Origin of the sequence: Alkalicoccobacillus plakortidis (genome assembly GCF_023703085.1) — a bacterium.
Taxonomy (GTDB): Bacteria; Bacillota; Bacilli; order Bacillales; family Bacillaceae_D; genus Alkalicoccobacillus; species Alkalicoccobacillus plakortidis.
In genome coordinates this window covers 1,782,949-1,798,457 of record NZ_JAMQJY010000001.1, presented here as the reverse complement: position 1 = coordinate 1,798,457, position 15,509 = coordinate 1,782,949, and the positions used below count along the sequence as shown (strand labels likewise).

Below are 15,509 nucleotides of genomic sequence, written 5' to 3'. Positions count from 1 at the left end.
GGCTTTTAAATATATTAATATGGAGGCAGAATCATGTTTGAGAATAAAGTTTTTTTAGTGACGTATGGGATATCCCCTGAATCTGGGGTTACTGTAGCAACGTTGAATCAATCAAAAATGTTTACAGATGCTAATTACAATGTTTCCATAACAACCTTTGATTACCAACCAAAGTATAAAAGTATCTTTGACGACTTGAAGTCAATGAATCGAGTTTATGAAAATGTACATCATCTAAATAAATATGAGTATTATTCGCAGAAAAATAATAATTCGGGTGAGATTGACAAAAGTATTTATAAAAACGAAATAGAAATTAAAGGAAAGAGTTTTTTTAAAGAAGAGAAAGAAAATGAAACTATTCTTAGTTACTTTGAAGAAGGTTCTTTAATTAAGTCACATTTCTATCAGAAAAATGAACTTGTTGCCCTTGAATACTACAATAAAGTCTTTGATCTAGTAAAGCGTGTGGAATTTAATGAGAGACAAAGCGTTTCAAGAAAAATCTATTATAGTGAGATTACGAAAAACATTGCAAGGGAGTCATATTTTTCGGATAATGGTTTTTGTTTCCTTACAAGATATTACAATGAAATAGGTGAACCTGGTCAAGTTTTTTTGTTTGACATTGATAGTACTGAAGTAAAAAAATTTAGTGGGAATAAAGCACATGATAAATTTTGGCTCAATGAAATAGCTATCAGGTTTAAACATCAGAATAAAAAACCACTCTTTATTTCTAATGGCCAAGGAAGTGGACCGAAAATAATGGGAATTGATAAGAAACACGCAAAGAGAGCTTACTTTGTCCATAATAATCATTTTGAATCTCCATTTACTACAGGAAGCAAAGTGAAGAATAAATACGATTATGTGTTTAAGAGAATAGATAAGTTAGATGCACTGATTGTGCTTACAGAAAAACAAAAAAAAGACATACAAGAGCAGTATGGAAAACATAATAATATATATGTTATTCCTAATGCGATAACCATTTCTAAACACGAACAAAGAGAAAAAAGAGATAATAATATAATAATGGTTACTAGGTTAGAACCTCAGAAAAATATTCAGAGAGCTATTGCTATGTTTCGTCTAGTAGTTGAAAAAAGACCTGATGCTATATTAAATATTTTTGGAAAAGGAAAGGAGGAGAAAAAATTACAAAATAAAATTGATGAATATAAATTGGGTAATAATGTTTTCTTAAAAGGGTACTCAAGAGATATTAAAGAAGAAATTAAATCATCCGTTTTAAGTCTTTTGACATCTAATTATGAGGGTCTTCCTTTGGCAGCTGTTGAATCATTAGAGAATGAAACTCCTGTGGTTTCTTATGATTTTAATTATGGTGCAACTGATATTATAGATCACAATGAAACTGGTTTTATAGTGGAGCTTGATGATGAAAAAATAATGGCCGATAAAATTTTATATCTATTGGATAAAAAAGAAGTCGCCTCAAATATGGGTAAATTCGGTAGATTGAAGATGATAGATAAATATTCAAACGAAGTGGTTTATCAAAAGTGGATGAATATGCTTAAAGAATTAGGGTGAATACAATAGATTAAAAAATGGATATATACCTGATTTATGGTTAGTTTAAGCCCGCATAAAGTTTGTAAACCCTACGTAAATACTGTAAAGGCAAAGCGGTTCCCTGATCGGGAGGCGCTTTTTTTTCGTGATCCGATTCTGCTACAATCAGTTTGTGACCATACTGGGTGTATAAGGTTGTTGTTGGAGGAGGAAGTCTGTTGCTGGCTAGACATGCATTTGCTTATTTACTATCACATGGAATTCCTGCTTTGGTTGGTTTTGCAGCGATTGCTGTGTATACACGACTATTGACGGAGGTTGAATATGGCCGTTATGCGTTGGTGTTTGCAATTGCGGCGATGATTAATGCGATTGTGTTTGAGTGGTTGAAGGTGAGTTTGCTTCGGTATTATCCAATGTATCAAGGAGAGAGGCCATTTTTTGATACGGTAAAATTATGTTTTTTGGCATTGGTTGGAGTTAGTGCGATAGCAGGGCTTCCGCTTTACTTTTTCATTGATGGCTTGGGTTGGGTTCATGTGTTGTTGGCACTCATCTTGTCGTGGTGTCAGTCATGGTATCAAATGAACTTAAATGTGATTCGTTCGGAGTTTAATCCAAAGCTGTATGGATACCTATCGTTTTTGCGTTCGGTTTTAGCGTTAGCATTTGGCGTTGTGCTGATCTTAGCTGGTTTTGAGGAGCTTGGTTTGCTCTGGGGGCTAGTTCTAGCATTTGTTGTGACGTTAGCGTGGCCAACAGTCAAAAAGTGGGGAGGAGCAATACGTCTAAAAACGTTTGATGCAGAGATTGTGAAAGGTTTTGCCTGGATATGGAGTACCGCTTGCATTAACCCTTTTGCTTGGTGTAGTGATTCATAATTCGGACCGGTTTATTATTAGTGCGATGATTGGTGTTGGTGCAAATGGAACCTATTCGGCAACTTATGATTTGACTGAACAGACGATTTTTACGTTAATGCTTGTCATTAACCTGGCAGCCTTTCCGATTGCAGTTCGAACGATGGAGCAAAAGGGTGAGGCTGAGGCTTTAAAGCAAGTAAAGGAGAATACTGGACTACTGTTGTTGATCGCGTTGCCTGCAATGATTGGTTTAATTATACTGACACCAAATGTGGTGGGATTGATGCTAGGTGAAGGTTTTAGAGAGCAGGCGCTGCTCATTATGCCCTTAATTGCGGTGGGGGCTTTCTTAAAAGGAATAAAATTATATGCGGTTGATATCATCTTTCATTTACATAAACGAACGTCTGTGCAGGTTCTACCAGTTTTCCTAGCCGCCTTGTTAAATGTCATCTTAACGATCCTGTTGATTCCTGACTTTGGCTTACGGGGGGCAGCCGCAGCAACTGTGGCTGCTTATGCGGCTGCTATTTTATTGAGTTTGTTTTTTATGAACATTCGCATCCGAGACTTTCCGTTTCCAGGTAAAGATTTTATTAAGATTTTATGTGCTTCGATTGTGATGGGTTTGGTGCTTTGGTTTATGCGAGCAGAAGTGGGGTTAGGCTGGTTACTCGTTCAGGTTGTGGTTGGACTGGTGATCTATGTGACACTGATTTGGTTTGTGGATGCACTAGGTGTTCGAAACCTCATTAGGAGTCGGCTGCGATCTCGGGAAGGAGAGGAACATTAAATGAAAAAGATTGCCTTTATCTTGTATTCTCTCGAAGGTGGGGGAGTGGAGCGACTGACTCTGCATCTAATGAAAGGACTGCTTGAAAAGGGATATCAAGTTGAGTTGGTTGTTGTGCAAATGAAGGGTGAATACGTACATGATATTCCAGAAGGTGTCGCGGTGGTTGATCTAAACAAACCAAATTTACGGGCAAGCTTACTAGGTATTCGCCAGTATCTTTCTACACATAAGCCAGATGTCCTGATATCAGCTAAGGATTACATTAACCTGATCGTTCTTCTTGCAAAAAAGCTTACACGTGTGCGAACAAAAATCATTGTGAGCAGCCATGTCAATATCACAGAGCAAGCGCGCAGGTTGCCGCAATTTAACAAGATTAAGCGTGGGATTTCCATGATGTATCGATTTGCCGATGACATCGTTTGTGTGTCTAAGGGAGTAGCAGATGACATCCATCAGGTGTCTGGTGTATCGGATAAAAGAATTCATGTGATTTATAATCCGATTGTGACCGCTGAGCTATTGGAAAGCGGAGAGGATGGAGTGGACCATCCTTGGTTTGAACAAAAGCAGGAAGTGATTGTGACAGTTGGACGTTTGCATGTGCAAAAGGATTATAAGACATTACTTCATGCATTTAAGCAGGTAAATGATGTGAGAGCTAATACAAGGTTAATGATCGTTGGTGATGGACCTGAAAAAGACACCCTGATGGAACTCACAGCTGAGCTAAACCTAACAGAGGTTGTCGACTTTGTTGGCTTTCAAAATAATCCATACCCTTACATGAAAAAAGCTGATTTATTTGTGCTTTCCTCAGCATGGGAGGGGTTTGGTAATGTGTTGATCGAGGCATTTGCCATGGGAACAACCGTGGTCGCTACGGATTGTCCAAGTGGACCAAGCAGAAATACTCGAGCATGGCAGACTCGGAAATCTTGTCCGAGTAGGAGCGGCGGAAGAGATGGCAGATGCGATTGTGCAAGCGTTAGATCATCCACAGCCAGAAGAATTATTAAAAAAGAGAGCCTCTACTTTCTCGATTGATAACTGTGTAAAAGCCTATGAACAATTATTTTAATTATTTGGAGGAGATCCTATGTTAAGCATCATCATTCCAACATTAGGTACAAGAGAGCAGGAGCTCAGCCGATTATTTGAAAGCCTTGAGAATCAAACTAGTACTAAGTTTGAAGTCATCGTTGTCTCACAAGACAAGCATGAAGTAGTAGCAGGTTTGCTTTGTGAAAGGGCTTTTGCTTATAAGCAAGTACAGTTAAGCAAACGAGGTCTTTCTTATGCTCGAAATGAAGGTATTAAAGTGATAAGTGGGCAATATGTAACGTTCTCAGATGATGATTGCTGGTACCCGAATGATGCTGTTGAAAAGGTTGAGAATTTTTTTGCCCAGAGTAAAGCTCAAGTAGTTTGTTATCAAATATATGATCCAACAACAAAACAATCTTACAAAAACTATCCAGTTGAAAAAGCGGAGAACGTGCGTACAAGAGATTTGTTCCGGAAGTCCTCTATAGAAATATTTGTGGATGTGCAGACGGTTGATCGTGAGTACTTGCGTTTTAATGAAAATTTTGGCCTTGGTGCTAAACACCCAAGCGGAGAGGAGAATATCTTTCTATTTGCCCTACAGAGAGCAGGTTACATCATTAGTTATATACCTGAGGTTATCGTATACCATTTAAAGCCCACACAAGCATCACGACTCGATGAACGAACGATGGTAAGCAAAGGTGCGCTGTTTGCTGCTTTGTACCGAAAACCACTGGACATCATCTTATTAACCGTATTATTTGCAAAGAAGGTTCGTCATCTGAAACGTCCAGTTCAGACGTATGCGAAGGCTGTGGCATTAACGTTTGGTGAGAGGGGAGTGAAAAGGTAGAGAAGCGCTCATGAAAGGTAGAGAAGCGCTCATGAAAGGTGGAGAAGCGCTCATGAAAGGTGGAGAAGCGCTCATGAAAGGTGGAGAAGCGCTCATGAGAGGTGGAGAAGCGCTCATAACATGGTAAGAACCGCTCATGAGAAAAGCAAAACTGCCCAAGGTTGTAACCGATCACTCGCCCTCATCCCACAAAAAAAGGTACTGAAGCTCATCTTCATGAGCTTTGGTACCTTTTTTCACATCTTCTATTCTGGAAACTCAAGAGCGGCTAATTTATATTCCCCGTCCTCTTCGTTCCATTTGGTGTAATAAAGCAGCTCGCCTGTTGAATTGTATCGATATAACTCATCGTCGTAACGAGTATATCGTGTTTGCTCATTCTTACTTATGATGTCCTTTAGTTTTTCGATATCCGAATCATCTACGGGGTGCTCAGTTGATATAAGTTGATCAAAGGTTTCTCCTGTAAACGATTCTATATTGTTTCTCACATACTGATCGCCTTCCAGTGTACTACGTATGGTTAATGGCTGCTGACCGCATGCGGTGAGTAATAGGAATGATGAGAGTAGAGCGAGTATCAACAATTTTTTCAATTGAACAGCCTCCTTCGTGTAGGTTCGAATTTAAGTATAGCGACTTTTAGTGTCCTTGCAAGCTCATCACATTTCTTTTGTAAAGAAGGTAAATGTCAGACTGTGAGGTGGTTAAATCCTTTTGTTTCGGCAAAGCTATAGATAGTTATTCAACTAATGGTTTTAAAGATCGCACAAATTTATGATCTGTCTCAAAATAACTTTATTTAATCTTTACAGCTACTTAACAAAAGTGGTAATTGATGCGTGCTATGATGAAACCAGCCTAAAAGACAAGGAACCCAGACTATGATTACACTATTAAAAAAAACCATACAACCTTATCAACCTAAGTTAATGGCTTTGGCTTTGGTGTTGCTAGCGTTTTTGGCACCTTTTGCAGTTGTGAGTCAGTATCAAAAAGCTTTTCCCGTTGCTACGTCGGTTATAACAAGCTTTGCTGTTCTCTGCTTGCTATTTTTTGTTTGGTTCATTGAATCAGAGAAAACGTCGCAGCTTGTGAAGTCGTTAAAATCACCGTATTACTGGACAATTATTGCCTTGTTTATTCCAGCTAGTTTGGCCATAGTGGCGGCAACATTTAATTTGACTTATATACTGTCTTCCGAATACGTGAATTATTATCAAAACTCCTTGCCTCGTAGAGTGTTAAATGGAGTCATTTATATTAGCATCATGACGTTCTTTATTTTATTACTAAAACGATTGACCAACACTGAGTTGAATTATGTAGGCAAAGCGTATTTGGGTGGTATTGGCGTCTTGGTTTTGTTTGGTGTCTGGCAGTTTTTGCACTTATCAATTGGTTATCCGATGCCAGACCTTCATACGAGATCTGCTGTACATAGTGTTCAGTCAGAGGTACTCATTAATTTTAGATTAACCTCACTAACCGAGGAGCCAAGCTTCCTTGTTCCATTTTTGATCGATGGACTTATTATTGGCTTAATGTTGTATAAAAATAAGCGTTCGTATCTCTGGCAATGGATGCTGCCTGTCCTCTTTGTTTTATTTTTTTCTTTTTCAATCAGTGGTTATGCGAATGTTTTGCTTGTTGGATTGTTTGCGTTATGGCTTATCATTACGTCAAAAACAATCAATTTGAAAAAGTTAATCAAACCCATATTGGTGTCGCTTATCCCAATTGGATTGGTCATCTGGTGGAAGTGGAGCCTTGTACATGAGCTCTTTATGCCGATTATTGGTAGGTTTGATGTCTTATTTGATGTAACCAATCATAGTCGCTTATATATGTTAGTGTATCCGTTTATTTGGTTGTTTGATTACTCATGGATAAATACACTTTTTGGATTTGGTCCAGGCAGCTATGACTTCTTGGCACAAACAAAATTCCTTGCGTATGGTTCTAAATTAAGTGCTACATCCAATAATGTGTTTGTAGACTTATTATTTGAACATGGATTAATTGGTGGTGGAGCTTTTCTTATTGCTTTTATTTTATTTTTTATTCATTTATATAAAAGACGAAATGAAGATACCTATTATCAGTACGCTGTGATTTTGTGGTTCCACCTGGGCATAACCTCGCTCTACCGCTCTGATTTTGTCTCACCGCGGTTTTGGGTCATTGTGATGATTACGGTGTTATGCGCCGAACTAGGAAAACGTAGCCTACAAGCAAATAGAAAAGGTATAGAACATGAATCTCTGGAGCCAAGAAAGGTTGGAGGTAAATAATGAACATCTGTATTGTAGGGACTGGATATGTAGGACTTGTATCAGGCGTATGCTTTAGCGAGGTTGGTCACAACGTCACATGTGTAGATCAAGATGATAAAAAAATTGCGCAACTTATAGCTGGTCGTTCACCTATTTATGAACCAGGCATAGAGGAATTGCTTGTCCGAAATCAAAACAACGAGCGACTCCGCTTTACAACCAACCTTGAGGGAGCGATGGAAAAAGCGGACATAGTTATCATTGCAGTTGGTACGCCAGCCGAATCGGATGGTTCAGCTAATTTGTCTTTTATCGAATCAGTGGCTAGAGAAATAGGGCATCACTTAACATCATATAAGCTTGTTGTCACAAAAAGCACCGTACCAGTTGGGACCGGACAAAAAATAAAGAGTTGGATTCAGGAACAATGTGGTAAAATGGCATTTGATGTTGCATCAAATCCAGAGTTTTTACGTGAGGGATCAGCGATTTATGATACGATGCATATGGAGCGTGCCGTTCTTGGAGTGGAGTCGGAAAAAGCAAAAGAATTATTAATAGAGCTACACCAACCGTTTGATACACGTTTGGTTATCACCGATTTAGCTACTGCAGAAATGAGCAAATACGCGGCCAATGCTTTTCTAGCAACAAAAATCAGTTTTATTAATGAAGTGGCTAATGTCTGTGAGCAGCTAGATGCCGATGTCACAAAGGTTGCTGAAGTAATGGGGCTTGACCCTCGAATTGGCTCAGCATTTCTTGGAGCCGGTATTGGGTACGGTGGCTCTTGCTTTCCAAAGGACACACAGGCATTTATTCAGATGGGACAGAGTGCAGGTTATGCATTAAAAATTGTACCAGAAGTAGAAAAGGTTAATTTTGAACAACGAAAACGTCTCGTCATGAAGGCAAAACAAGCCTTTGGACTCGAAGGCTTACGAGGCAAACGAATAGCTGTGCTTGGACTTGCTTTTAAGCCGAATACCGATGATATGCGTGCAGCACCGGCAAGAGATATTATTCCGATGCTGACTAGTCTTGGAGCTGACGTTAGGGCGTATGATCCAATTGCCATGCAGGCGGCAATTAGCTATTTGCCTCATATTACATTTGCCTCAAGTTGGCAGGAAGCCACACGTGATGCAGATGCAGTCATAATCTTGACGGACTGGAACGAATTTAAAGAACTAAACTTACAAGAGTTAAAAAACCAACTAGCATCACCGATTGTCATTGACGGTAGGAATTTGTTTGAACCACAGCTTATGAAAAGCCATGGATTTTATTATGATTCCGTAGGCCGAATAAAAATAGAGATAGAAGGAGAGAGTTATGAAGGTACTTCTTACAGGGGGAGCAGGCTTCATCGGCAGAAACTTAGTTGAAGCCTACCTCAATCGAGGGGATGAAGTGGTTGTTGTTGATATCAAAGCCGCTCATACAGAATTTGAATGGTTAAGTGATTGCATTGTATACGGTGTGGATATTCGAGACGTGGCATTCATAGAGATCGTAAAAAAAGAAAAACCAGATCTAATTAATCATCATGCTGCTCAAATTGATGTGCAGTCAGCAATTAAAGATCCGATTAAAGACGCATCCATCAACATATTAGGCACAATAAATGTGTTAGAGGCTTGTCGAGCAGTGCCAGGTTGCCGTTTGATATATCCATCATCGGCCGCTATATACGGTACGCCAGAATATCTTGGAGTGGATGAGTTACATCCCATTCGACCATTATCTATGTATGGTATCTCTAAATACAATCCAGAAGAATACATTCGAACCTATGCAAACTTATATGGGATCAGATATACCATTTTCCGTTATGCAAACGTATATGGGCAATACCAGGATCCAAAAGGTGAAGGTGGAGTGATTTGTGTCTTAATGAATAGTGCACTAAAAAAGGATTCATTCACGATCTTTGGTGATGGTGAACAGACACGAGATTTTGTTCATGTAGCCGATATTACAGCAGCTAACCTTTTAGCTAGTGATGAATCATTTAATGATGTCTTTAATATTAGTACAGGCAAAGCCACTTCCTTACTAGAGACTATTCAACTTATGGAAGAAGTTGCTGGATTTGAACTTGAAAAACAAATAAAAGATGAACGTAAGGGAGATATTAAACATAGTTACTTAACAAATCATAAGGCATTAGCTCAAATGGGCTTGGACACCACGAATCGATATTAAGAAGGGCTTGGGGGAGACCTACTCTTTTTATCGCTAGTGAGTGAGGGGATAGATGACACGCATGAATTTGCGTGTCATCTATCCCCTTTTTTGATGGATAAAGGAGAGAACAACAATCATGAAAAGATGGTATCAGCTGTTTTGGTCCTTACTCGCTCTTCTATTTCTCAGTGGTTTTTTCTTTTTAGACCAAGAAACTGAACAACCAGAGTCAAACGAGCCACAAACTGTAACGATTGATGAAGAAGGATTAATAGCCATTCGACTCAATCATGCCGCCGCAGCATTTAAGACAGAACAATTGCGAGCAGCAAACTTGCCCGAAGAACGTGTAGAGAAAGAACTAGTTCCTTATATTGGTCAACGCTTATTAGAACAAGCTATTAGCTGGGTGAAGGGTGAGGATGTTCCAGAAATAGATGCACTTATCTCAGTTGACATCAGTGGGCAGCCGGTTGTGGTAGATGAGCATCTGGAGGGCGAGATTTCGATTGATTGGAGCTCCGAGCAGCATGAACATGTAACCTTCACCTATCATAAGCCTGCAGATTATTGGCTTCTAGAACAAGTAGAGAAAAAGGGAGTGAGAGGATGACTGAACCTTTAGTTTCTGTCATAACACCTGTATACAATTCGGAAAAGTTTTTAGGAGAAACCATTCAATCTATTCAGAAACAAACGTATGCTCATTGGGAGCTATTCTTAGTTGATGATGGATCAACCGATCGAAGTATGGAGATTGCTGAGAGTTTTGCGAAAAAAGATTCGAGAATATCCATCATTCAATTAAAAACAAACCAAGGAGCAGCAGGGGCACGGAATGAAGGCATTAACCGGGCAAACGGGAAATATGTAGCTTTTTTAGATAGCGACGATTTGTGGATGCCAGAAAAACTTGAGTTACAGGTGCACTTTATGGAAGCTAATCAATATGTTTTCAGTTTCACGAGCTACAGAATCATAAGAGAGAATGGCGAGAAGCGCGATAAGGTTGTTCATGCACCTGAGGTTGTAACGTATAACAGCTTATTAAAAAATACAATCATTGGCTGTTTGACCGTCATGTTAAATATTGACGTGTTAGGAAAAGTGCAAATGCCAACAATAAGAACGAGACAGGATTTTGTCTTATGGTTAACCATATTAAAACGTGGTTATCAAGCGTATGGACTAAACGAAGAGCTTGCCTGTTACAGGAAAGTGTCTACTTCCATATCAAGTAACAAGCTACATGCAGCAAAAAGAAACTGGAGCATTTATAGAGACAATGAAAACCTTCCCTTATGGAAGGCGTGTTATGTATTTGCCAGTTATGCATGGCACGGTTTTAAGAAATTGTGAACAAAATAATCGCTATTCTAAACCCTTTGTTAAACGTTTGTAAATCTGCGCACAGTGGCCATTTGCTTTGCTATTGTTTGGGTAGAGTAGCAGCAAAGAAACGCATTTTAATGCAAGAAAATAGGGCTGAGGTGAATCAGGATGCAGATGTATTTACTAGGTTTAATAGCAGCATTTTTTGTTACAATTGCAACGGTTCCTGTTGTCATTGTATTAGCGAGAAAATGGGGATTTGTTGATAAGCCAGATCAACGCAAAGTACATAAAGGAAACATGCCACGTATTGGTGGGATTGCGATGATGCTTGGAGTAGCTGCAGGAGTAGCTGTTTTGTGGCCACAGCTAGGGGAAACACGAGATGATATGATCTTTTTAATCGGTGGGGCGTTGGTCCTTGCGATAGTAGGGTTAGTGGATGATCGCTTTGCACTCGGAGCCAAAACAAAACTAATTGGACAAACAATCGCGGCGGTTTGTGCAGCCTCATCAGGACTTCGAATTGAATTTATTCAAATTCCTTTTATCGGGAATTGGGAGTTTGGTTATCTTAGCTTTTTAGTAACGGTTATTTGGATTCTAGCTGTTATTAATTCGGTGAACTTAATTGACGGATTAGACGGACTGGCAGCAGGTGTTACAACAATTGCTGTGTTAACAATGCTTATCATGGCGATTGGGCATCCTATAGCCTATGCAAGTGTGATTGTGTTATCGCTGTCGTTGTTAGGTAGTACGACTGGATTTTTGCTTTATAATTTTTATCCAGGAAAGATTTTTATGGGCGATACAGGGTCGATGTTTCTCGGTTATGCAATGGCGATTATATCAATGATGGGTTTATTTAAAAGTGTAACGATGTTTAGCTTAATTGTGCCTTTACTTATATTAGCTGTTCCATTTATTGATACGACTTTTGCGGTGATTAGACGTACATTAAATCAACAAAGCATAGGTACTCCCGATAAAGGGCATTTGCATCATTGTCTATTAGCGATGGGGTATGGTCACCGAAAAACTGTTTTAATTATCTACGGAATCTCTTTATTGTTTGGTGCAGTGGCTGTTCTTTTTTCTCAAACAGCCAACTGGGTATCGCTTGTGTTGTTAGTTGTAATCTTGTTTGGAATCTTTGTCTTTGCTGAAGGTATTGGTTTGATTGGTCAAAAGAGAAAACCTTTGTTAAAGGCATTGGAGAAGATGCAGTTGGTGAAGAAATATGAATGAGATGGGCCAGCAAATAGTGCGGATTAATATCATATCTATCGCTCCGGCGTCGCTCCTTACAATATAATGTGAGGGGTGATTTTTATGTTTCAAAACATATTAAATGTAGTCGATAAATATATATTTGCAATCTTATTGAATTAAGGCGTTCTCATGATATTCTATATTTAATTATCAATCATTCGCCTCTTAGATCTATTCTTGTTGTTGAAGGAACTATTCAATCAAGAGGGGAGTCAAAACGAAATGCCTTTGAATACAATCTTTTTATTTGGTACGTTTATCGCAGTTCCTTTACTTGTCATTGCTATTGTACTACTTATTTTTAAACGCGTTAAGAGTACTTGAATTCGAGTCAAAAAAGACGGGGTGGCATGATGGCCACTCCGTCTTTCTTTTTGTCTGATCAGCTAGCTTTTATAAATTCTGTTGAGACCCAAGCCGGTTTTGCCACCGGATTTCACTTGATACCAGTTACCTTGTTTGTCGAGGATTTCTACTTTGGCGTTCTGAGCTAGTGTGACAATAAAATTATCTGCTGCTACTTTTGCAGACGAGCGAAGGTTCAAACGAGCAGTAGTTGTTCCAGTGCTTGCTGTTTTCACTTCTTTTTTTGCTTCCTGTTTAGGTGCCGATGCTGTTGGTGTAGAACCTGTATTCACATACTGAGCCGAAACCCAACCAGTTTTACCGGAGGCTTTAACCTTTAACCAGTTACCGTTTTTCTCGACAATCTCAACTTTTTGATTGTTATTAAGAGTTGTGATTAAGTTGTTGTTTTCGACCTTTGCAGACGAGCGAAGGTTCAAACGAGCAGTAGTTGTTCCAGTACTTGCTGTTTTCACTTCTTTTTTTGCTTCTTGTTTAGGTGCAGATGCTGTTGGTGTAGAGCTTGTATTCACATATTGAGCCGAAACCCAACCAGTTTTGCCAGAGGCTTTAACTTTTAACCAGCTGCCACTCTTCTCAATGATCTCAACTTTTTGGTTGTTATTGAGCGTAGTGATTAGGTTGTTGCTTGCAACTTTAGCTGAAGAACGCATGTTCAAACGAGCCGTTGTTGTGCCGGTGCCAGTTGATTTATCTACAGATTGAGTTGGTGCTTTTGTAGTAGAACCTGCATTCACATACTGAGCCGAAACCCAACCAGTTTTGCCAGAGGCCTTAACCTTTAACCAACTGCCACTTTTCTCAATGATCTCAACTTTTTGGTTGTTGTTGAGGGTAGTAATTAAGTTGTTGCTTGCAACTTTAGCTGAAGAACGCATGTTCAAACGAGCCGTTGTTGTGCCTGTATCAGTTGCTTTTTCAACGGATGGTGTAGGTGCTTTTGTAGTAGAACCGGTTTTCACATATTGAGCCGAAACCCAACCCGTTTTGCCGGCAGCCTTAACTTTTAACCAGTTACCACTTTTCTCAAGGATGTCGACTTTTTGATTATTGTTTAATGTAGTCACGATATTATTTGCTTCGATCTTGCTAGAAGAACGCAGATTTAGACGAGCCGTAGTGGTACCGGTAGAGATGACCTTGTCTTCTGCCTTTGCTTCTTCTTTTGGTTCAGATGGCTTAGCAGTAGATGAGGCAGTTTTCACATACTGAGCGGAAACCCAACCAGTTTTGCCAGAGGCTTTAACTTTTAACCAACTGCCACTTTTCTCAAGGATGTCGACTTTTTGATTATTGTTTAATGTAGTCACGATATTATTTGCTTCGATCTTGTTAGAAGAACGCAGATTTAGACGAGCCGTAGTGGTACCGGTAGAGATGACCTTGTCTTCAGCCTTTGTGTCTTCTTTTGGTTCAGATGGCTTAGTAGTAGATGAAGCGGTTTTCACATACTGAGCGGAAACCCAACCGATTTTGCCAGCAGCATTCACCTTTAACCAAGTGCCGCTTTTCTCAAGGATGTCGACGTTTTGATTGTTGTTTAGTGTAGTCACGATGTTGTTAGCCTCGATCTTATTAGAAGAACGCAGATTTAGGCGAGCTGTTGTTGTACCAGTACCAATAACATCGTAATTGCTATCATCTTTAACTTGCTCTTTGTCTGTATTGTTGTTTTCAGTAGGTGTGCTAGCATTAACTTTTACAAACTCAGCAGATACCCAGCCGTCTACTCCATTTGCATGGATTTGATACCAACCTTCTTTTTTACTAATAATGGTTAGTTTTGTGCCGGACGGAAGTAGAGTCAGACGGTTACCACTAGTGCTAGGCTCAGAACGTACATTTAAGTTGGCTGTTGTTGTTCCAGGAGTCCCGTCTTTCTTTTGATTATCATCAATTTTTGAAAAGTCAGGTGTTGTTCCTGGTTGATTTTTGTATTGAGGAATATCGTAATGAAGAGTGTAGTCTTCAACCAAATTGTACATGCTAGCCATTCGAGATGTTTGCTTCTCTGCCCAGCCGATGTCTGTCGCGTACTGATGGGTAGCAGGAGCATCAGGATTCCAACGCATTTTATAAAGCGTGTTCTGACCTTTTGCTATGTAGTTGTTTCCAACAAACTTTGCTCCACCGACAATAGCGGCTTCCTTTGTGAACCAACCTTGACTATATGCGTAAGCGGCACCTGCTTGCTCGGCATTTCCATCATACGCGCCAATTCCGTACATATTATAAACCGTTTTTCCATTATAATTGATTCCTCTAGCTAATGGTGAAGAGCCATTTCCGGTTTCGAGCAAAGCATGAGAGACTAAATAAATTTCGTTTACACCATTTGATTTAGCCGCATTGATAAAGGCTTGTCCTTGTCCAGATAATGATCCTTTTCCATTAAGAAGTTGATTATTAATAGACTGTGCACTAAGGTTTGCTGTCTCACCTAAATTTAAAAATTGATAAAAATTGCTTGTTCCAGGTTGAACATTATTCGGATTTAGATAATGAGCAACATCTTCAGGGCTTGCATTTTTCCATGTGCGATCATATCTAATTTGGTACCATGTAGAACCATCATTAGCTTTTTTGCTTCCCAGAATCGTCAGCTTTTGACCGTTTGACGTTTGGCCAACTTTCCAAGATTGTGATCCAGCACCACCACGTACATTCCAAGCTCCCTTAGATGTTCCAGTTTTACCTCCAGCATCAAGATTTACTCCGTCTGCATGAATATAGACATCATAACTCTTATCTGTTTGGGCGTTTGCCTTCACTTGTTTCTCGACAACATTATTAAAATCAAGGTCGTATTGAGTGACCTTATAGTTTGAATTAGCTAAGGCAGATTGAAAAGGTACTGATGACATCAAGAAAGCTAAGACAACGGGTGAAGTGCCTGCGACAACATGACGAATGTTAATGATACTCACCTCTTCATATTTATTATAATTTTAGGAAACTAAATAACT

General features: G+C 39.4%; 13 protein-coding genes. 11 read left to right on the top strand and 2 right to left on the bottom strand.

The features are described from left to right. The first annotated feature begins 33 nt into the window (after positions 1-33). From NDM98_RS09650 to NDM98_RS09630, 5 genes are all read left to right on the top strand, one after another. The gene (locus NDM98_RS09650; RefSeq protein ID WP_251606844.1) at positions 34-1,560 is read left to right on the top strand and encodes a glycosyltransferase; all 1,527 of its coding nucleotides are present in this window, start codon (positions 34-36) and stop codon (positions 1,558-1,560) included. 200 nt (positions 1,561-1,760) lie between these two features. After that, entirely contained in the window at positions 1,761-2,423 is a 663-nt protein-coding gene (locus NDM98_RS09645) for a lipopolysaccharide biosynthesis protein (protein ID WP_251606842.1), read from the top strand. After that, complete coding sequence (locus tag NDM98_RS09640; RefSeq protein ID WP_251606839.1) at positions 2,365-3,198, top strand: lipopolysaccharide biosynthesis protein; 834 nt, start codon at positions 2,365-2,367, stop codon at positions 3,196-3,198. The genes NDM98_RS09645 and NDM98_RS09640 overlap by 59 nt, the downstream gene beginning before the upstream one ends. Beyond that, a complete protein-coding gene (locus tag NDM98_RS09635; protein ID WP_251606836.1) occupies positions 3,199-4,248 on the top strand; it encodes a glycosyltransferase in 1,050 nt (349 codons plus the stop codon). 52 nt (positions 4,249-4,300) lie between these two features. After that, on the top strand, positions 4,301-5,104 hold the full coding sequence (locus tag NDM98_RS09630) for a glycosyltransferase family 2 protein (protein ID WP_251606834.1): 804 nt from the start codon (positions 4,301-4,303) through the stop codon (positions 5,102-5,104). Positions 5,105-5,349: 245 nt separating this feature from the next. On the opposite strand, the gene NDM98_RS09625 is transcribed toward NDM98_RS09630, so the two are convergent. Beyond that, positions 5,350-5,700 (bottom strand): hypothetical protein, encoded by a 351-nt coding sequence (locus NDM98_RS09625; RefSeq protein WP_251606832.1) that lies wholly within the window; start codon positions 5,698-5,700, stop codon positions 5,350-5,352. A 288-nt stretch (positions 5,701-5,988) separates the two neighbouring features. On the opposite strand from NDM98_RS09625, the gene NDM98_RS09620 reads away from it, so the two are divergent. From NDM98_RS09620 to NDM98_RS09595, 6 genes are all read left to right on the top strand, one after another. Next, a complete protein-coding gene (locus tag NDM98_RS09620) occupies positions 5,989-7,398 on the top strand; it encodes an O-antigen ligase family protein (protein ID WP_251606830.1) in 1,410 nt (469 codons plus the stop codon). Then, positions 7,398-8,768 (top strand): UDP-glucose dehydrogenase family protein, encoded by a 1,371-nt coding sequence (locus NDM98_RS09615; protein ID WP_251606828.1) that lies wholly within the window; start codon positions 7,398-7,400, stop codon positions 8,766-8,768. Before NDM98_RS09620 ends, NDM98_RS09615 begins: the two co-directional genes overlap by 1 nt. Then, a complete protein-coding gene (locus NDM98_RS09610) occupies positions 8,716-9,588 on the top strand; it encodes an NAD-dependent epimerase/dehydratase family protein (RefSeq protein WP_251606826.1) in 873 nt (290 codons plus the stop codon). Before NDM98_RS09615 ends, NDM98_RS09610 begins: the two co-directional genes overlap by 53 nt. A gap of 118 nt (positions 9,589-9,706) precedes the next feature. Beyond that, complete coding sequence (locus tag NDM98_RS09605) at positions 9,707-10,183, top strand: hypothetical protein (RefSeq protein ID WP_251606824.1); 477 nt, start codon at positions 9,707-9,709, stop codon at positions 10,181-10,183. Beyond that, positions 10,180-10,929 (top strand): glycosyltransferase family 2 protein, encoded by a 750-nt coding sequence (locus NDM98_RS09600; protein WP_251606823.1) that lies wholly within the window; start codon positions 10,180-10,182, stop codon positions 10,927-10,929. The genes NDM98_RS09605 and NDM98_RS09600 overlap by 4 nt, the downstream gene beginning before the upstream one ends. Positions 10,930-11,070: 141 nt before the next feature. Next, positions 11,071-12,153 (top strand): glycosyltransferase family 4 protein, encoded by a 1,083-nt coding sequence (locus tag NDM98_RS09595; protein ID WP_251606820.1) that lies wholly within the window; start codon positions 11,071-11,073, stop codon positions 12,151-12,153. A gap of 410 nt (positions 12,154-12,563) precedes the next feature. Here NDM98_RS09595 and NDM98_RS09590 read toward each other — a convergent pair whose 3' ends face one another. Next, positions 12,564-15,470 (bottom strand): SH3 domain-containing protein, encoded by a 2,907-nt coding sequence (locus tag NDM98_RS09590; protein WP_251606818.1) that lies wholly within the window; start codon positions 15,468-15,470, stop codon positions 12,564-12,566. Positions 15,471-15,509 lie beyond the last annotated feature (39 nt).

What these genes read in the sequence shown, in the direction of transcription:
- NDM98_RS09650 (WP_251606844.1), top strand. Translation starts at nt 34, where the DNA reads ATGTTTGAGAATAAAGTTTTTTTAGTGACGTATGGGATATCCCCTGAA.
- NDM98_RS09635 (WP_251606836.1), top strand. Translation starts at nt 3,199, where the DNA reads ATGAAAAAGATTGCCTTTATCTTGTATTCTCTCGAAGGTGGGGGAGTG.
- NDM98_RS09630 (WP_251606834.1), top strand. Translation starts at nt 4,301, where the DNA reads ATGTTAAGCATCATCATTCCAACATTAGGTACAAGAGAGCAGGAGCTC.
- NDM98_RS09620 (WP_251606830.1), top strand. Translation starts at nt 5,989, where the DNA reads ATGATTACACTATTAAAAAAAACCATACAACCTTATCAACCTAAGTTA.
- NDM98_RS09615 (WP_251606828.1), top strand. Translation starts at nt 7,398, where the DNA reads ATGAACATCTGTATTGTAGGGACTGGATATGTAGGACTTGTATCAGGC.
- NDM98_RS09610 (WP_251606826.1), top strand. Translation starts at nt 8,716, where the DNA reads ATGAAGGTACTTCTTACAGGGGGAGCAGGCTTCATCGGCAGAAACTTA.
- NDM98_RS09605 (WP_251606824.1), top strand. Translation starts at nt 9,707, where the DNA reads ATGAAAAGATGGTATCAGCTGTTTTGGTCCTTACTCGCTCTTCTATTT.
- NDM98_RS09600 (WP_251606823.1), top strand. Translation starts at nt 10,180, where the DNA reads ATGACTGAACCTTTAGTTTCTGTCATAACACCTGTATACAATTCGGAA.
- NDM98_RS09595 (WP_251606820.1), top strand. Translation starts at nt 11,071, where the DNA reads ATGCAGATGTATTTACTAGGTTTAATAGCAGCATTTTTTGTTACAATT.